The organism is Alphaproteobacteria bacterium LSUCC0396 (genome assembly GCA_041228345.1).
Taxonomy (GTDB): domain Bacteria; phylum Pseudomonadota; class Alphaproteobacteria; order Puniceispirillales; family Puniceispirillaceae; genus UBA3439.
The window spans coordinates 744,495-761,074 of record CP166131.1; the positions used below are offsets into that span (position 1 = coordinate 744,495).

Annotated in this window: 20 protein-coding genes; 10 read left to right on the forward strand and 10 right to left on the reverse strand. The window is 51.5% G+C overall.

What is annotated here, in order from left to right:
- Positions 1-101: 101 nt before the first annotated feature.
- The 3 genes from AB8881_03775 to ychF are packed head-to-tail and all read left to right on the forward strand — an operon-like array spanning position 102 to position 2,587.
- Positions 102-755 (forward strand): 50S ribosomal protein L25/general stress protein Ctc, encoded by a 654-nt coding sequence (locus AB8881_03775; GenBank protein ID XDZ64012.1) that lies wholly within the window; start codon positions 102-104, stop codon positions 753-755.
- A 33-nt stretch (positions 756-788) separates the two neighbouring features.
- Positions 789-1,448 carry an aminoacyl-tRNA hydrolase gene (gene pth / locus AB8881_03780; protein ID XDZ64013.1) on the forward strand — a complete coding sequence of 220 codons (660 nt, stop codon included), beginning with the start codon at positions 789-791 and terminating at the stop codon, positions 1,446-1,448.
- A 38-nt stretch (positions 1,449-1,486) separates the two neighbouring features.
- On the forward strand, positions 1,487-2,587 hold the full coding sequence (ychF, locus tag AB8881_03785) for a redox-regulated ATPase YchF (protein XDZ64014.1): 1,101 nt from the start codon (positions 1,487-1,489) through the stop codon (positions 2,585-2,587).
- Between the two features lie 104 nt (positions 2,588-2,691).
- On the opposite strand, the gene AB8881_03790 is transcribed toward ychF, so the two are convergent.
- The 8 genes from AB8881_03790 to AB8881_03825 form a co-directional block, all read right to left on the reverse strand.
- Positions 2,692-3,447 (reverse strand): cytochrome c1, encoded by a 756-nt coding sequence (locus AB8881_03790; GenBank protein XDZ64015.1) that lies wholly within the window; start codon positions 3,445-3,447, stop codon positions 2,692-2,694.
- On the reverse strand, positions 3,447-4,673 hold the full coding sequence (locus tag AB8881_03795; GenBank protein XDZ64016.1) for a cytochrome bc complex cytochrome b subunit: 1,227 nt from the start codon (positions 4,671-4,673) through the stop codon (positions 3,447-3,449). Before AB8881_03795 ends, AB8881_03790 begins: the two co-directional genes overlap by 1 nt.
- Before the next feature lie 32 nt (positions 4,674-4,705).
- Positions 4,706-5,266 carry a ubiquinol-cytochrome c reductase iron-sulfur subunit gene (gene petA / locus AB8881_03800; GenBank protein XDZ64017.1) on the reverse strand — a complete coding sequence of 187 codons (561 nt, stop codon included), beginning with the start codon at positions 5,264-5,266 and terminating at the stop codon, positions 4,706-4,708.
- A 208-nt stretch (positions 5,267-5,474) separates the two neighbouring features.
- Positions 5,475-6,341, reverse strand: a complete 867-nt coding sequence (hemF, locus tag AB8881_03805) for an oxygen-dependent coproporphyrinogen oxidase (protein XDZ64018.1) — start codon at positions 6,339-6,341, stop codon at positions 5,475-5,477.
- Positions 6,342-6,353: 12 nt separating this feature from the next.
- Positions 6,354-7,637, reverse strand: coding sequence for a CCA tRNA nucleotidyltransferase (locus AB8881_03810; protein ID XDZ64019.1), 1,284 nt, complete (start codon positions 7,635-7,637; stop codon positions 6,354-6,356).
- Complete coding sequence (locus AB8881_03815; GenBank protein ID XDZ64020.1) at positions 7,612-7,896, reverse strand: hypothetical protein; 285 nt, start codon at positions 7,894-7,896, stop codon at positions 7,612-7,614. The genes AB8881_03810 and AB8881_03815 overlap by 26 nt, the downstream gene beginning before the upstream one ends.
- 101 nt (positions 7,897-7,997) lie before the next feature.
- On the reverse strand, positions 7,998-8,717 hold the full coding sequence (locus AB8881_03820; GenBank protein XDZ64021.1) for a CoA pyrophosphatase: 720 nt from the start codon (positions 8,715-8,717) through the stop codon (positions 7,998-8,000).
- Complete coding sequence (locus AB8881_03825; protein ID XDZ64022.1) at positions 8,717-9,232, reverse strand: DUF1285 domain-containing protein; 516 nt, start codon at positions 9,230-9,232, stop codon at positions 8,717-8,719. The genes AB8881_03820 and AB8881_03825 overlap by 1 nt, the downstream gene beginning before the upstream one ends.
- Before the next feature lie 241 nt (positions 9,233-9,473).
- Between AB8881_03825 and AB8881_03830 the strand changes: the two genes are divergently transcribed.
- From AB8881_03830 to AB8881_03855, 6 genes are all read left to right on the forward strand, one after another.
- The gene (locus AB8881_03830) at positions 9,474-10,250 is read left to right on the forward strand and encodes a hypothetical protein (GenBank protein ID XDZ64023.1); all 777 of its coding nucleotides are present in this window, start codon (positions 9,474-9,476) and stop codon (positions 10,248-10,250) included.
- A gap of 175 nt (positions 10,251-10,425) precedes the next feature.
- Complete coding sequence (locus tag AB8881_03835; GenBank protein XDZ64024.1) at positions 10,426-10,755, forward strand: ArsR/SmtB family transcription factor; 330 nt, start codon at positions 10,426-10,428, stop codon at positions 10,753-10,755.
- Positions 10,756-10,963: 208 nt separating this feature from the next.
- Positions 10,964-11,878, forward strand: coding sequence for a sulfite exporter TauE/SafE family protein (locus AB8881_03840; protein XDZ64025.1), 915 nt, complete (start codon positions 10,964-10,966; stop codon positions 11,876-11,878).
- The gene (locus AB8881_03845; GenBank protein XDZ64026.1) at positions 11,875-12,645 is read left to right on the forward strand and encodes a TIGR02186 family protein; all 771 of its coding nucleotides are present in this window, start codon (positions 11,875-11,877) and stop codon (positions 12,643-12,645) included. The genes AB8881_03840 and AB8881_03845 overlap by 4 nt, the downstream gene beginning before the upstream one ends.
- Positions 12,646-12,682: 37 nt before the next feature.
- Positions 12,683-13,168, forward strand: a complete 486-nt coding sequence (locus AB8881_03850) for a universal stress protein (GenBank protein ID XDZ64027.1) — start codon at positions 12,683-12,685, stop codon at positions 13,166-13,168.
- Between the two features lie 73 nt (positions 13,169-13,241).
- Positions 13,242-13,712: a peptidylprolyl isomerase gene (locus AB8881_03855; protein XDZ64028.1), complete on the forward strand. Its 471-nt coding sequence runs from the start codon at positions 13,242-13,244 to the stop codon at positions 13,710-13,712.
- A gap of 133 nt (positions 13,713-13,845) precedes the next feature.
- On the opposite strand, the gene rarD is transcribed toward AB8881_03855, so the two are convergent.
- Positions 13,846-14,748 carry an EamA family transporter RarD gene (gene rarD / locus AB8881_03860; protein ID XDZ64029.1) on the reverse strand — a complete coding sequence of 301 codons (903 nt, stop codon included), beginning with the start codon at positions 14,746-14,748 and terminating at the stop codon, positions 13,846-13,848.
- Positions 14,749-15,049: 301 nt separating this feature from the next.
- Here rarD and AB8881_03865 point away from each other — a divergent pair, with 301 nt between their 5' ends.
- Positions 15,050-15,259, forward strand: coding sequence for a cold-shock protein (locus tag AB8881_03865; GenBank protein XDZ64030.1), 210 nt, complete (start codon positions 15,050-15,052; stop codon positions 15,257-15,259).
- Positions 15,260-15,405: 146 nt separating this feature from the next.
- Here AB8881_03865 and AB8881_03870 read toward each other — a convergent pair whose 3' ends face one another.
- On the reverse strand, positions 15,406-16,566 hold the full coding sequence (locus tag AB8881_03870) for a cation:proton antiporter (protein ID XDZ64031.1): 1,161 nt from the start codon (positions 16,564-16,566) through the stop codon (positions 15,406-15,408).
- Positions 16,567-16,580 lie beyond the last annotated feature (14 nt).

Sequence of the window (16,580 nt, forward strand, 5' to 3'; positions counted from 1 at the left end):
AAAACGCAAAAAAGCTTGTATTTTTCCAGTAATCAGCCTATATCTCCGCTGCCGCGCACCCCTGGAGGCGCGGTACATTGTTTTATAAAAAGGAGTTAGCAATGTCTGACAATACAACCATTAGCGCAGAACAGCGCGAACGGGTCGGTAAGGGGTCCGCCCGTGCGGTACGCCGTGCAGGTCGAGTCCCTGCCGTCATTTATGGCGACAAAAAGGAACCATTGGGCATCACCCTAGAAACCCGTGAGATCTCCAAGATCATTCATCAGCCTGGCATTTTCGGCCGGTTGCTTGATATCAAGGTTGGCAAAGACAGTCACACCGTTCTGACACGTGATATTCAGTTTCATCCGGTGAGCGATAACATTCTTCATATGGATTTCCTGCGCGTATCAGGTTCAGCCAAAGTTGCAGTTGCGGTTGCCGTTGAATTTATCAACGAAGATGATTGCCCGGGTATTAAGATCGGCGGCGTTCTGAACGTTGTTCGTTACGAGGTTGAACTGCTGTGTCCGGCAACAACAATTCCGGAAAAGATCACAGTTGACCTTAGCGGGTTAAAGATTGGTGACTCGGTTCATATCAGCACCATCGACTTGCCAGATGGTGTCACCCCGACGATCACTGATCGTGACTTTACCGTCGCGACCATCGCCTCACCGGGCGGCGGCGTGAAGAACGAAGACGAGGACGACGCCGAGGGCGATAGTGGCGGTGACGCCGCAGCTGAAAACGCTGAGGCATCCGACGAATAGGCATCAGCCTATCCAACCCAAAACGGGACAATCATGCGTCTTTTTGCAGGACTGGGAAATCCCGGATCATCATATGCCATCAACCGGCACAATGTCGGGTTCATGGCCCTTGATCATCTTGCCGATCAGCATGGGTTTACCCCTTGGAAAAAAAAGGGGGCATCGCTGATCAGCGATGGCCGTATCGGGTCAGAAAAAATCATTCTTGTGAAGCCGCAGAGCTTTATGAACAAATCCGGCCTTCCAATTGCCGAGATTGCGCGGTTTCACAAGATCGACATTAATGACATTTTCGTATTCCATGACGAGCTTGATCTCGTTGCGGGAAGGTTGCGGGTCAAGGCCGGCGGTGGGCATGGCGGGCATAATGGCCTTCGCGATATTGACCGGCATATGGGCGTTAATTACTGGCGTGTTCGCATCGGCATTGGTCGCCCGCCACATGATGCTATGGATGTAAAATCATGGGTTTTGGCCGACTTTGGTAATGACGAGCGATCGGGCTGGCTTGCACGCTTGCTTGAGGCAATCTCTGATGAGGCCGAACGGCTTGTGACACATGATGATGGCGGTTTTATGAGCCGTGTTGCCTATCTGGCACCGGCCCCGCAAACGGGTTCTTCAGGTGATAAAGACGGTAATGAAGACGAAAAGAAAGACCGTCCTGTCTCCACCCGACCAAAACAGACTTAAGCAAAAACAGCATTTAACGGATATGGGGTTTACCAGATATGGGATTTAATTGTGGCATCGTTGGCCTGCCAAATGTAGGAAAATCAACCCTGTTCAACGCCCTGACCGAGACAGCGGCAGCAGAGGCGGCAAATTACCCTTTCTGCACAATCGAGCCTAATACAGGCCGGGTGGCAGTACCTGACCTGCGTCTTAGCGCGCTTGCTGCGCTTGCCAGCTCAAAGAGCATCATCCCAACCTATCTGGAATTTGTCGATATTGCCGGCCTTGTCCGTGGTGCCTCCAAAGGTGAAGGTCTTGGCAACCAGTTTCTTGGCAATATCCGCGAGGTTGACGCGATTGCCCATGTGTTGCGTTGTTTTGAAGATAGTGAGATTACCCATGTCGATGGTGATGTTGATCCGGTTCGTGACGCCGCCACTGTCGAAACTGAATTGATGCTTGCCGATATTGACTCGCTAGAACGCCGCATGGCTGCGCTTGTCAAGAAATCACGCGGCGGCGACAAGGAGTCCAAAGCCGATCTGGCACTAATGGAAAAGATCTTTGCGCATCTATTGGATGGCCTGCCCGCCCGCAGTACAAAGAGCCTGACCGACGATGAAACCCTGCGCCTTCCCCAACTACAGCTGCTCACCGCAAAGCCGGTTCTCTATGTTTGCAATGTTGCTGAAGGCGATGCTGCGGTTGGCAATGAATATTGCCAGCGGGTTGCCGAAAAAGCTGCCGCCGAAGGGGCCGCTTCTGTAATTGTGTCAGCTGCAATCGAAGCCGAAATTGTTCAGTTGGACGAAGCTGATAAAGCCGAGTTTCTGGGCGAATTAGGCCTTGAAGAGGCTGGGCTGGCGCGCCTGATCAGAGCCGGATATAGCCTGCTTGATCTTTTGACCTTTTTCACTGTCGGCCCGAAAGAAGCCCGCGCCTGGACCGTTGCCAAAGGCGCCCGCGCCCCGCAGGCCGCCGGCGTTATTCATACTGATTTCCAGCGCGGCTTTATTCGTGCTGAAACCATCGCCTATGATGATTATGTGTCATACAAAGGCGAAAATGGTGCCAAGGAAGCTGGCAAGCTGCGCATCGAGGGTAGTGAGTATAAAGTCGTTGATGGCGATGTGTTCCATTTCCGCTTTAACGTCTAGGCACTAATGCTGATACTGGCTCGAAAAGAGCCGCGCAAAATTCCAAACAAGAAAAAACCCCGCCACATTGACGGGGTTTTTTTATGATCTTGTTTTAGTGCTGCTTAGTGGACGTCTGCCCACACCCGACGCTTTGCGAGGTATGAGAAGATCACAAAGATGCTGAGGAAGAATACCGCGGCAACACCGATCCGCTTGCGCACTTCCATCTTTGGCTCAGCTGCCCACATCAAGAACTGCACGAGATCGCTGGAAATCGCATCAACCGAATTATCGGCACCGTCGCTATAGGTCACATCCTCGCCATATAACGGCTGTGGCATTGCAATCAAATTACCAGGGTAGGCTGCATTGTAATGCATACCCTCAGGCACGGTTACGCCCTCAGGGGCCTCTTTATAACCGGCAAGCAGGCTGAAAAGATAATCCGGGCCATTCGCACGTGCCTTGGCAATCAATGACAGATCCGGCGGCAAGGCACCGTTGTTACCGGCACGAGCTGCATTGTCATTCGGGTAAGGCGATGGAATACGGTCGGCCGCGATACCGGGACGCATAAACATCTCGCCATCGTCGTTCGGGCCATCCTGCACCTCATATTGTGCGGCAATCGCCTTGATCTCGGCATCATTATAGCCAAGGTCGGCAAAATTGCGGAACGCAATCAGCTCGAGTGAATGGCACCCAGCACACACTTCACGATAGGCCTGAAACCCACGCTGCATAGCGGCTTTGTCAAAGGTTCCAAACGGCCCTGAAAAGCTCCAATCGCGTTGCTGAAGCTCAACATTACCACCGGCTGCCATTGCTGGGCCTGCCAATGTGCAGGCAAGGATTGCTGCAAAGATACGTTTCAACATTACGCTGACCTCCCCGATGATCCAAGTACCGGTTCCGAAATGGATTTTGGCAAAGGTTTCGTTGTTTCGAACATGCTCAACAACGGCAGGATGACGAGGAAATGCAGGAAGTACCACGCCGTCGCAATCCGTGACAATGTGACATAAATTCCCTCAGCCGGCTTGCCACCAAGATAGCCCAGCAAAATAGCATCAATCAGGAACAGCCAGAAGAAGATACGGAATAACGGACGGAACCGCGCCGAGCGAACTGGTGATTTATCCAGCCACGGCAGGATGAACAGCACCGCAATCGCACCAAACATCAACAACACGCCGCCCAGCTTGTCAGGCACTGCCCGCAAGATCGCATAGAAAGGCAGGAAGTACCATTCAGGCACGATGTGCGCTGGTGTCTGCATCGCATTGGCTGGAATGTAATTATCCGGGTGACCCATTGCGTTCGGGAAGAAGAACACGGTCATTGCAAGCAGCAGCAAGAAAACCGCAATACCGACCATATCCTTCATTGTATAGTAAGGATGGAACGAGATTGTATCTTGCGGGCCGCTGGCATCAATACCAATCGGGTTGTTCGATCCAAACCGGTGCAGCGCCACAATATGCAGAACGACCACGCCAGAAATCACGAATGGCAGCAGATAATGCAGCGAGAAGAACCGGTTCAAGGTTGCGTTATCAACCGAAAACCCGCCCCAAAGCAGCGTCACAATGCTGTCACCAACAACCGGAATTGCCGAGAATAGGTTGGTAATCACTGTCGCACCCCAAAAGCTCATCTGGCCCCAAGGCAGCACATAGCCCATGAAGGCAGTCGCCATCATCAGCAAGAAAATCACCACGCCCAAAATCCACAGCAATTCACGCGGGGCTTTGTACGACCCATAGTAGAGGCCGCGTAGAATGTGGATATAGACAACGATAAAGAAGAAGCTCGCTGTATTCATGTGAATATAACGGATCAGCCAGCCATGGTTCACGTCACGCATGATCCGCTCGACTGATTCAAACGCATAATCAACATGCGCAGTATAGCTCATCGCCAACACAATGCCGGTGACGATCATGATGGCCAGCGCCATACCGGCCAGCACACCAAAATTCCACATATAGTTCAGGTTCTTTGGAACCGGATAATCATACTTTTCATGATCAAGCATGGAAAAGACCGGCAACCGATGGTCAATCCATCGCACAACCGGATTTTGAAACTTCTCAGCAGACATAGCTTTTCATATCCTCCAGAAGGGAAAACGGATTAGCCGATACGGATAACCGAGTCGGACAGGAAATTATAAGGCGGGACTTCTAGGTTAGTCGGGGCTGGCCCTTTACGGATCCGGCCTGACGTATCGTAATGTGAGCCATGACATGGGCAGAACCAGCCGTCATAGTCACCGCGTACCTCACCAGTTTTCTGGCCAAGCGGCACACAACCAAGATGCGTGCAAACACCAACGAGAACCAGATATTCAGGCTTTTCAGCGCGCGTCACATCGTCTTGAGGATCACGAAGATCGGCAATGTCAGTCGTATTGGCCCTGGCAATCTCATCAGCTGTACGATGCCGGATGAAAACCGGCTTGCCGCGCCATTTCACGGTGATTGACTGTCCAACGGCAATTTTCGAGACATCGACCTCGATATTCGCCAGCGCCAATGTATCGGCGGCAGGGTTCAACTGATCAATCAGTGGCCATGCAACCGCAGCAGCACCAAGACCTGCCATCGCATAGGTCGCCACAACAAAAAAATCGCGACGTCCGGGTTCCTGAACATCACCTTTGGCGGGGTTTTGGTTTTTATCCGATTTAGCCATATTGTCCTCTTTAACGCTGTTTTCCGCACATGATTTTCGACATGATATAAAGTCGCTTCGGTCTTGGCAGACCGACCATGACGGCCGGCAAAATTTATCGTTGATTTCCTAGCATGGTCAAAGCCTGTTTTCCTACCCTAATTTTGCATGATTTTGCCAAAAATTTACCAAAAGCGGCTCGACAGATTGTTTCGACATGGCAAAACCACTAAGGCCAACGAACTTCGGGCGGTAGGCTCATCAGAATTGCCTCGATATTACCGCCTGTTTTCAGGCCGAATAACGTACCCCGATCATAAAGCAGGTTAAATTCAACATACCGGCCGCGCCGAACCAGCTGGGCGTGGCGGTCGTCATCGGTCCATGGCAAACCCATCCTCGCCTTGACGATTTCGGCATAGCCATTTTTGAATGCAGTGCCAACATCGCGGGTAAAGGCAAAATCCTTTTCCCAGTCACCGCTGTTCAGATTATCATAGAAGATCCCGCCCGCACCCCGTGGTTCGTCGCGATGCGGCAAATAGAAATATTCATCACACCATTTTTTATATTTCGGGTAATAGTCAGTGTCATGGCTGTCACAGGCCGCCTTTAGCGCCGCATGAAATTCTTCGCCAGCCGCCGCATCCGGCAATAGCGGGGTCAGATCACCGCCGCCGCCAAACCAGTTCTTCGAGGTCACGATAAAACGGGTGTTCATGTGCGCGGCGGGCACATGGGGATTGCGCATATGGGCAACCAGCGAGATTCCCGACGCCCAAAACTGGCCATCATCCTCAGCACCACTGATCTGGCCCTTGAAATCATCAGAAAAAGTGCCGAAAACAGTCGAGATATTCACCCCTACCTTTTCAAACACACGGCCATGCATAAGGCTAATTTCGCCGCCACCGCCACCATCACGCTGCCAGGGTTTGCGATTGAAACGGCCGGCGGCACCATCGCGGTCGTCGCCAGCATCCTCGATGACTTCAAAAACACCACAAATCTCGTCACGAAGGGCTTTGAACCAGTCGCTTGCAGCATTCTTTTTTTGCTCAATTGACGACATGGTCTGGCGCGCCGTATCGGCCATGATTACCCTCACCTAATTTCCAAATAGCCATTCCAGTAATGCCGGTTTCGCAAGCGTGAAATTTGATCTGACCCACCGCGCCTCTGCATCCTTCAACATCTGACCCAGACCCGGGCCATTGTCAACGCCGTGCGACAATAAGTCTGCACCGCAAAGTGGGTTTTCCGGCGCCTGCCAACGACCAATTTCGGCAAGCCGTGCGCCCGACACTGGCGTTTTGTTGCGCCATGATTGCACCGCATAAAGCATCGCTGCCATATCGCCAAGATAATAAGCCGCCTGCCGCCACCTGGCCCCAGCCAGCATCGTCATATTTTCGTCATCAAGACCCTGATCCAGTCGGGCCAGCCATCTAGTTTCAGCCCGGCTTAACCGCAACCGATCAGATAATGCCGCCGCTGACCCGGCTGGCATCACCGCTGCCAGACCACCAAGCCACCCATGACCAACGGCCCTGTCCAATTCAGCAATAGCCACCTCGGCCGCCGCATCGAAAGCCAGCCCCGCCGCATCAAGAGGGACGCCAAGCGCGGCCTGATCAATCGCCGTGTCATTCATCATCGCGATCCCAAGGGCAAAGCTGTTGCCACGCAAGATGCGCCGCAGCTCATGACCAACACGCTCGCCCGACAGCGCCGCGCAAAGATGCGCGTTTTGGCGCAATGCGTCCCGCGCGTCAGGGTCAATGCCAGCAATGCCAAAGCGCGGCAAAAACCGGCAATAGCGCATCATCCGCAACGCATCTTCCTGCACCCGCTGACCGGCATCACCGGCAAAGCGCAAGCGGCCGGCTTGTAAATCTGCCTGCCCCCCAAGCGGATCAAAAATTGCACCATCAGCATCCAGATAAATCGCATTAATGGTGAAATCGCGCCGCGCCGCATCACGCGTCCAGTCGCGATCATGCGCAACAATTGCATGACGGCCGTCGGTTTCAAGATCTACGCGCGTTTGGGTCAGCTCGATTTGATCATCACCATCAAACAGCGTAATCGTGCCATGCTTTAGGCCGGTTTCAACCACCCGTATCTGGTGCGCGCGCATATGGCTTGCAACGGTTTCAATGGGCAGGTTAATCGCCATATCAATATCGCCAACCGGATAGCCAGCCAGCCAATCACGCACGGCGCCACCAACAATGCGCGCCTCACCGCCAAGCGCACGCGCCCCATCAAATATCTGCCGGACAAGAGGACGTTGCGCCCAATCGGGAAGACCGTCTTTGGCCAGACTGATTTGATTTGATCTATTTTGCGCATGATCAAGGTGATCAGGGTTTTTCTGATTGTCGTTCAAAACTGCCCCCGGTTACGTTTCCGTTTTCAATCCTTGCCGGAGAATAGGTCGAATCCGGAGGCACGCTGTTAGACTCCAGCCACCACGCACCGCCCGCAAAGACCAGCCCAGCGACAACCAGACCAACGAAATAATTATTGTGAACTGCCTCTGGCGGCTGACCCGTTTTAAGGGCTTTGCGAGACTGCCAGCTGCGGACAAGCCCCATCACCAGAACCGCCGCACCTAGGGCAGACAAAATTACCAATAAGGCTCGCATCTCTTATCCACTCCATTGTTGTTTGCGATTTCCATGACCTGAACATCTCGTCAAAAAATACAAATCCTATCATCATTATATGGGGTCAATCTGCGTCAAGATCAAACGGCAGCACCAATCCGGCGATGCAGATCATTTAGCACCCGCGCCGACAGGCCCCAGATCAAATGATCATCATGTTCGACAATCCAATAATCATTGCGGCGGCCATTCGTCTCACGCGGCACCAGCCGAAACTTATTCGGATTAACAATATGCGATAATGGCAGGGTGAAAATAAGATCAACCTCACCCGGGTCAGCGATCAGCCCTGCCAGCCCGTTATCCCCACCAACAATGCCGACAACAGGCTGCACGACAAAGCCTGCCGGACTGCGCACCGGATCAAGCCCGCCAACAATCCGTACCGATTGCGGCACAAGGCGCACCTCTTCAAAGGCTTCGCGCAATGCCGCTGCCACCGGCCCGTCATCCTCCGGCTCGACCTTGCCCCCGGGAAAGCTGATTTGTCCGGCGTGATGCGCCAGATGTGCCGCCCGTTTCGTCATCAGCACATGCCAGTCTCCAGCATCGCGCAGCAATGGCACCAAAATAGCCGCCGGCCGATCCGGCGCTGTTCCAGCGCCCGGCCCAGACGATAGTTTTTGCTCACCCGATCCGCCCGATCCGCCTGATCCGCCCGATCCGCCTAACCCGTCCGATTTTCCTGACCCGTCCGGCAGGCGGTTCAGACAGGCGTCAAGGCGTTGGTGCAAATCAATATAACTGATTTGCCGCGCATCTGTTTGCGATAAGAGTGACCAATCAACAGAGCGGGACATCACGCCTCTAACGGGAAAAACTGGTGATGGCTCCAGACACCAAACCGGCCGTCAGGCCCGGTCTCGGCATATTCGGCCAATTGGTAATAGACCGGCCGCGATAATTTTGCCAACAGCCCGTCACGAACCTCAATATAGGGCCGCATATAATCTGACGCCGCTGCCTTTTGCAATTGCAGGGGATGCGCCTCATCAAGCGGGACGATGTCATCAAGACTTGTTTGAAAGCTGATTTTTTGAGGCGCCATGCCAGCGCCCGCTTCGACGCTCATCTCGCGAATGATAAAGGGGGCGTCATCAACGGCAATCCGGCCCTTTTCAGCTGGCGTCGCCAACCAGTATACCCCGTCGTCATCGCGCAGCAAGATGGAGGCAAATAATTTCACCAATTCAATGCGCCGGATTTCGCCCCCATCATGGTACCACCGGCCATCACTGGCGATCCGAATGTCAAATTGCTGTTCGGCAATAAGACGCAGGCGCTCAAGACTGATTTTTGCTAATTTTGACTTCATTATAATGCCGTTCAGTGTTTTCTTGACCGCCTACCAACCGAGATTTTAACAATCCTATCGGCATTGCAAACTCATCCGCCTCGACGCCATGAATGCTTCCGCCGAAATAACGCCGCCTGTAAACCCTTTGTAAATCTTTTCATGTCATACTAGTGCGCAAAGGCAAAGACAGGACAATTTACTTTACCATAGTCCACATCGTTTTACCTATGACCAACTGGATTTAGGCACTGATAACGATATGCGTGCGAATATTGCGATAAATGACCTGGGCATTGTATTCGCATCATCAAATGCCGCGCCGTCGACCGGCGGTGCTGTTGCTGTACGCGTTAATCAAAGGGTCGCAATCACGCTTGGCAGCGACCCAACGTTTGCGGCATTATTATCATTGATCCGCACCTTGCGCGCTGTCAAAGCCCCGATCACCTTGATTGACGCCAACGATATTGACAGCTCCAGCTACACCCAAAGCAAATTATGTATTCTTCTCGCGCGGATGGCACTTGCGAAACTGGAAAGTGAAAATCAAAAATGCTTTCAAAGTAAAATTGCCCTTGTTACGCCGGATCTCCTGACTTTAGACAACCTTCCCGATGATCTGCTGCGGCTGGCACAAATGTCCTTTGATGCGCCAGATGTGCCAACATCCCTGATCAAGGTCTATGACGCAAAAATCAGGAACCTCACACTTGTGGGCCAGTCACTTTCAATGAAACTATGTTTTGTTGTCGTTCCAAAAGATCTGGTATGGCCAGACCCCGCGCCGCTGCTGGCACAATCCTTTGACCATTGCCTTGATGCGCCATTCAATCAATGGCTTGCTATTATTTATGAAACGGCAATGGCTATTAGCAGCCCATTATATCAGCATGGGACAATCTGCCTGAACGATAATTTGACTTATCAGTTTAAACGCATCATCTACCCCATCATGCCGGCCAATGAACGTGCGAGCAATCACCGCATCTTGTCAGCAGCCCGCCTTTTGGATGATCTAGAAGCACCTATTATCTAGGGCTGACCTTGCTGCAAATTAGCAAATGAGATCGTTGGAAAATTAATAAATCCTTAAAAAGACTGATCTAATGATGAAAAAAGCAATTTAGTAAAAAATATTCCGCATTATTAAAGGTTTTATAACTTTTCTCACATAACCTCTTTTAAAGGCTAAAAGATTCAGGAGAAGCGACATGGCAAGATCACCCGAATTTGGAGGTGAGCCGTCAAAAGTCACCACGGTATTGCGTGCAATTGGCAATACCAAGCGACTGCGCATTCTAAACGAGTTATCGGACGGTCAGGAACGATCTGTATCCGAGTTGGAGAGTATAATTGCAACCCTTAGCCAGTCTGCATTATCGCAGCATCTAGGACGTTTGCGCCGCGCCAACATCGTCCGCACTCAGCGTGCGTCACAAACGATCTATTATTCAATTGATGATCATGACGTGCTGCGTATTCTGCGCTTATTATCGCATATTTATGAAGATGATCCGGTAATGCGTCGCACGCGCCATTAGGCATTTACAAAAACTTTACCAAATACCCGTGACGCGCACGGCTGTTCCTGACCGCTTGTCAAACACCGGCCGCCAAAAGGGTACATTGTCCGAATTGCCCTTGCATCCAATAACGCACTATGCCAAACCAAATTAGGGAAGGGTTTTCCGCAACCGCGCTTGACGTCAAACCCGTTTTCCTCAAATCAAATTCCTGATGCCGGCATCAATGTATATTTACCTACCTATTGCTGAAATTTCGATGCACATCGCCATCATCATCGGCCTTGGTGGGGGTGTTGGCTTTTTATCAGGATTATTCGGCGTTGGCGGCGGCTTTTTGATGACCCCGTTACTGATTTTTCTTGGCGTGCCACCGGCGGTTGCCGTTGCCACCGAGGCTAACCAAATTGTGGCGTCATCCGTATCGGGCGTTTTGGCGCATATGCGGCGCGGCAATGTCGACTTTAAAATGGGTGGCATCCTGCTGATCGGCGGTGTCATCGGATCCTCGCTTGGGGTTATGCTTTTCACCTTTTTGCGTGACGTTGGACAGATCGATCTGGTTATCAAGCTGTCTTATGTTGTGTTTCTTGGCATCATTGGATTTTTGATGCTGCTGGAAAGTGTGCGTGCGATTATGCGCACACGCCAACCAGGCGCGCGTCGGCGCAAATTACACCAGCATAACTGGCTTCACGGTCTGCCCCTAAAAATGCGGTTCCGCCGCTCAAAACTTTACATCAGCGCTTTATTACCGCTGGGCATCGGGGCATTTGTGGGGGTTTTGGCGGCGATCATGGGTGTTGGTGGCGGCTTTATTATGGTGCCCGCGATGATCTATCTTCTTGGCATGCCAACATCGGTTGTCGTTGGCACATCACTTTTCCAGATCATTTTCGTGACGGCAAACGTGACGTTCCTGCAATCGGTGCAAACCCAGACAGTCGATTTTATGCTAGCGGGCTTGTTGCTGTTTGGGGCGGTTATCGGGGCGCAGTTTGGAACACGCGCCAGCGCGCTTCTTCGCGGCGAGCAATTGCGTGGCCTTTTGGCGCTGATGGTTTTGGCGGTCTGTATCAAGCTTGGTTTTGACCTTGTCATTCGCCCTGATGATTTATTTAGTGTGGAATTGTTAAAATGATCCACGCGCATCGTTTCATTCTTGGCCTGATTCTGCTCATTGGCATGACTGGTTTTGCCACTGCCAATTCGGGCCGGATCGTTGCCGATCTTTCCAAATCGAACGTCGCGATCACCAGCGGCTTTCACGGCACTGACCTCCTGTTGTTCGGCGCTGTTGATGGCAATATTGGCGATGATATTCTGGTTGTTGTTAGCGGCCCGCCAACTGATGTTGCCCAACGCCGCAAGGCCAATCGGGCCGGCATATGGATCAATGTCGAAACGAATATCTGGCAGCAAATTCCCAGCCTCTACACGGTGCTTGCCACCAACCCGATTGAAAAGATTGCCAGCCCCGACGTGCTGGCTGAACTTGGCATTGGCACGCAGAATATTGGGCTGAAAATTGTTCCAGAAACCCCGATACCGGGTCAGGCCCCGCCGCTGGCCGCTGACTTTATCGCGGCGCTTCAGGCGAATATGGCTAGCATTGATTTATGGTCGGATGAAACTGGCAAGGTTAAGCTGACCGAAAATGCGCTTTTCCGTGCCGAAGTCTCATTACCGGCAAATATCGTCTCTGGTACTTATGATGTTCGGGTTCTTCAGTTTCGTGATGGTGTTGCAATCAGCGAGGATCGGACTAACCTGTTCATTAAACGGGGCGGCTTGAGTGCCGGCATCTATAATTTCGCGCATGATTATTCGGCGTTATATGGCATTTTTGCAATCCTGTTCGCGGTTGCCTCGGGCTGGCTTGCCGCTGCTGTATTCCGCCGCAAATAATCATTCATTCCCCCGATGAAAGTGGAGTTTTAATATTATGGCAAAAGCAAAGGCACACCAAAAACAGCCAGTCTTTCTTGTTGTCGTTGACGATAGCGAAGAAATGCATCAGGCATTGCAATTTGCCTGTGGGCGCGCACGCTCGGTAAATGGCCGTGTTGCGCTGATGTATTGCATCGTTCCAGCGGAATTTGAATATTGGGCAGGCGTCGGTGAATTAATGCGTGAGGAAGCGCGCGAAGAGGCCGAAGCCAAAATGGCCACGCACGCCGAATATGTAAAAACATTGACCAACGACACACCAATCCTGTATGTGCGTGAAGGCGATATTCGCGACGAGTTGCTTGACCTGATTGACACCGAACATGATATCAGCCTGCTGGTACTTGGTGCCGATACAAAATCGGAAACTGCTGGCCCGCTGATTACCTTTCTGATGGCAAAAGGGGCGTCACGTTGCCGGGTTCCAATTACCGTTGTTCCCGGAAACTTGACCGACGAGCATCTTGACGCATTGTTCTAGTCTCATCGTGTTTTTTAGGGTCTTTCAGATGAAAACTATTTTATTACGCTTATTAGGAGTTGGATTTTTAATTATGAGTGAAGCAAGTGCAGCCGCCACCGGCAAAAGCCTTCTGCTTGAAACCAGTCAGGGACAAGTAGAGATCAAATTACTGCCAGACATTGCCCCAAACCATGTTGCCCGCATTTCCGAGCTGGCAGCTTCGGGCTTTTATGATGGCATCGTCTTTCACCGTGTTATCCCCGGATTTATGGCACAAACTGGCGATCCGACAGGCACCGGCATGGGCGGATCAGGCACCAAGCTAAAGGCCGAATTTAGTGATTATAAATACCGTAATGGTACTGTTGGTATGGCCCGCTCGGTGAGCCCTGACAGTGGCGACAGCCAGTTCTTCATCTGCTTTGATGGTTGCGGCCATCTAACCGGACAATACACTGTCTGGGGACAGGTCGAAAACGGTATGGACGCGGTTGAAAAGCTGGCAGCCGGCGAGCCACCAGCGACGCCTGATCAGATTATCTCGGCAAAGCTAATCGACTAGACTAGTGGCAAATGCTGCCTAGAGGCGATTGAGACTAATAACTATATTGACACCAAAGAATATAAAGCCGGAGATTTCCGGCTTTTTTTCATTACAGGCGGATTTAATAAAGATCGGCATGACGCCATCACCCCTATGGAGCAGGGATTGCGAGGCGAGCCACCCTGGCCCGAGTCGTGAAATAGACTGTTATACCAAGCCAGATCAATCCAAAGACAATTAAATCCTGCGGTAAAAACGCCTCAGAAAACACCACAACCCCAAACAAAAGCTGCATTGTCGGATTGCTGTAAAATAACAAACTGGCCATGGTCATGCTAAGCGCCCGATTGCCTTTTAAAAACAGCACTAGCGGCAACACTGTAATCCCGCCAGCCAGCAATGCCAGCGCAACATTCGCAGCCCCACCGCCAAAAAACGGCACTTGCCCGTTGGCCTGCATCCAGAACAGGAACCCCGCTGCAAATGGCAGCAAAAACAGCGTCTCGATGAACAGACCCTGCAACGGATCAACATCCATGCGTTTGCGCAGCACCGCATAAAGCGAGAAACTACCCGCCAGCGCCAGCGAAATCCACGGCACGCCCATGATCATGATCGCCTTGGCAATTACCCCAAGACATACCAGCCCGATCGCCAGCCACGCCCATTTATCAAGTCGTTCCCCAAGCACAATAATACCCAGAAAAACCGTACAGAGCGGATAGACGAAATAGCCAAGTGCCGCGGCGACCACTTGTTCACTCTGAACCGCATAGACATAAAACCCCCAATTCAGTGACAAAAGGCAAGTTGTGACAAAAAAATTAAATAAATTACGCCGCACCCTTATCAACCGCCAAATATCGCCAAGCTGGCCCACAACCCAGCAAATCATGAATAACAGCACCGCCGACCATAATGACCGATGTGCAATGATCTCATAGGGGTCGTCAGCATCAATATACTTGATATAAAGCGGGACAATTGCCCATAAAAAACCGGCACTTAACGAAAAGCATATGCCGGCTAGACTATTTTGTTTTGGAGTTTCCATCGACCGTGGCTCACCATTAAACTTTTACCGAAAATTGACCTTTTGGCCGGTTAGAAAAGGTAGATTTGATCGCTGTTACCACCCCGCAGAGGCAGTAAATTGACCAGTGAGCGCTCAGGTAAGACCCGGTAAGATTCATTTATCATTTGACATTAACTATTGCTGTTCCCATATGTATTTAGCCGAAAGGGCTTTATGAGACTAGAATCCAACGAAGGTTCGATGCCGCATAGAAGTCGTATTAAGAGACATTGGGCCTTGATCACCGGCAGATCAAGGCTGAAGTTGGAGACTAGAAAATATGGCACAGGGTACTGTGAAATGGTTTAACACCCAAAAAGGGTATGGCTTTATCAATCCAGACGATGATGGCAATGATGTATTTGTACATATCACCGCTGTACAGAATTCAGGCCTGAACGGTTTGAATGAAGGTCAGAAGGTATCTTACGATCTTGAAGAACAGCGCAACGGCAAAATGGCCGCTGTCGGACTGTCTATCGTAGAGTAAGCAATCGCCGTTTGCGATAAAACAAATTGTACTTTGGCCATGCTGACCATGGACTAAATGCAGCTGGGTCGCCCGATCATTTGGGGCGGCCTTTTTTATTCATTATCGGGCACGACAGATGGTTGCGGGTCAGGATCACGGATCCGTTACCGCACCACCAGATAATGCAGCACGCCACTCCAGATCGGTGATATAAACAGGCTTGCAACGATCACTGCCAACAGGAAATCTGCTTCAAATCCGGTAAAGATGCCTGACGCAACGCCGCTCGTTGTCAGCACAAAACTGAACTCGCCAATCTGCGGCGTTACAAGTGATGATACCAGCGCGCGACCAACTGGTTCGCCGCCCAGTGATAAAAGCGCCCACCCAAAAAGCGTCTTGATAAACAGCACGCCGAGCGTAACTGCAGCAATAACCCCCCAATGGCTTTTCACATAATCCAGATCAACTAGCAGGCCGATTGAAACAAAAAACACCACCAGCAATAATGATTGTAACGGCAAAATAGCGTCAAGTACGGCTTTGCGTAAATTGGTATGGCTGAGGGCAAGTCCGGCGCAAAAGGCACCAAAAACTGCCGATAGCCCCATGGTACCGGTCAGGCTGGCCGTCAGCATGCAAGCACCCAGGCTGAACAATATTATTGCCAGCGCGACATTCCCCTCAAGCAGTGTCGCCAGCGGCAGCCTTTGGCGCGCCGTTTTGCCAATCCAAACCAGTAATCCGGCTAGCACCAGCAAGGCGATCACAATCCTGATCAGCAATAACTGCCATTGCTGAAACACATCAGCCCCCGATTGCGCAAAAACCAACATCGGCGCCACCGCAATATCCTGTGCCACCAGCACACCAACCGTCAGCTGGCCTGCATGAGTGCGAAGCTGGCCAAGCCCCTGCAACACCATTAATGCCACCGCAGTCGAGGATAGGGTTAACACAAAACCGATCAACAGAATTTGCGGCAGCGTCCAGCCGAAATAGCTTTTCACCGATATCGCCAAAAGAATACAGCAGGCAATCTGGCCCAGCGTGGCAACGACCGCCGGTTGCAACACGCGCAAAAACGCTTCGACTGATAATTCGATACCGATGATGAACAGCAGCAGGATTACACCAAATTCGGCAAGCGATGAAATTTCATCCGAGTAATCGACAAGCCCGAGGCCAGCTGGCCCCAGGGCCAATCCGGCTAGAATATATCCCACCAGAGGCGGCTGCTTCAGCCAGCGTAGTATCAGACCAAAGCTAACCGCGCTTAGCATCAAAAATGGTGTTGTCAGTAACTCGCTCTCATGCCCGTGCATTTGGTAACGCTAGC

Bases quoted from the DNA above. Each gene is read 5' to 3' on its own strand.
- AB8881_03775 (XDZ64012.1), top strand. From the start codon at position 102: ATGTCTGACAATACAACCATTAGCGCAGAACAGCGCGAACGGGTCGGT.
- pth (XDZ64013.1), top strand. From the start codon at position 789: ATGCGTCTTTTTGCAGGACTGGGAAATCCCGGATCATCATATGCCATC.
- ychF (XDZ64014.1), top strand. From the start codon at position 1,487: ATGGGATTTAATTGTGGCATCGTTGGCCTGCCAAATGTAGGAAAATCA.
- AB8881_03790 (XDZ64015.1), bottom strand. From the start codon at position 3,447: ATGTTGAAACGTATCTTTGCAGCAATCCTTGCCTGCACATTGGCAGGC.
- AB8881_03795 (XDZ64016.1), bottom strand. From the start codon at position 4,673: ATGTCTGCTGAGAAGTTTCAAAATCCGGTTGTGCGATGGATTGACCAT.
- petA (XDZ64017.1), bottom strand. From the start codon at position 5,266: ATGGCTAAATCGGATAAAAACCAAAACCCCGCCAAAGGTGATGTTCAG.
- hemF (XDZ64018.1), bottom strand. From the start codon at position 6,341: ATGGCCGATACGGCGCGCCAGACCATGTCGTCAATTGAGCAAAAAAAG.
- AB8881_03815 (XDZ64020.1), bottom strand. From the start codon at position 7,896: ATGCGAGCCTTATTGGTAATTTTGTCTGCCCTAGGTGCGGCGGTTCTG.
- AB8881_03820 (XDZ64021.1), bottom strand. From the start codon at position 8,717: ATGTCCCGCTCTGTTGATTGGTCACTCTTATCGCAAACAGATGCGCGG.
- AB8881_03825 (XDZ64022.1), bottom strand. From the start codon at position 9,232: ATGAAGTCAAAATTAGCAAAAATCAGTCTTGAGCGCCTGCGTCTTATT.
- AB8881_03830 (XDZ64023.1), top strand. From the start codon at position 9,474: ATGCGTGCGAATATTGCGATAAATGACCTGGGCATTGTATTCGCATCA.
- AB8881_03835 (XDZ64024.1), top strand. From the start codon at position 10,426: ATGGCAAGATCACCCGAATTTGGAGGTGAGCCGTCAAAAGTCACCACG.
- AB8881_03840 (XDZ64025.1), top strand. From the start codon at position 10,964: ATGTATATTTACCTACCTATTGCTGAAATTTCGATGCACATCGCCATC.
- AB8881_03845 (XDZ64026.1), top strand. From the start codon at position 11,875: ATGATCCACGCGCATCGTTTCATTCTTGGCCTGATTCTGCTCATTGGC.
- AB8881_03850 (XDZ64027.1), top strand. From the start codon at position 12,683: ATGGCAAAAGCAAAGGCACACCAAAAACAGCCAGTCTTTCTTGTTGTC.
- AB8881_03855 (XDZ64028.1), top strand. From the start codon at position 13,242: ATGAGTGAAGCAAGTGCAGCCGCCACCGGCAAAAGCCTTCTGCTTGAA.
- rarD (XDZ64029.1), bottom strand. From the start codon at position 14,748: ATGGAAACTCCAAAACAAAATAGTCTAGCCGGCATATGCTTTTCGTTA.
- AB8881_03865 (XDZ64030.1), top strand. From the start codon at position 15,050: ATGGCACAGGGTACTGTGAAATGGTTTAACACCCAAAAAGGGTATGGC.
- AB8881_03870 (XDZ64031.1), bottom strand. From the start codon at position 16,566: ATGCACGGGCATGAGAGCGAGTTACTGACAACACCATTTTTGATGCTA.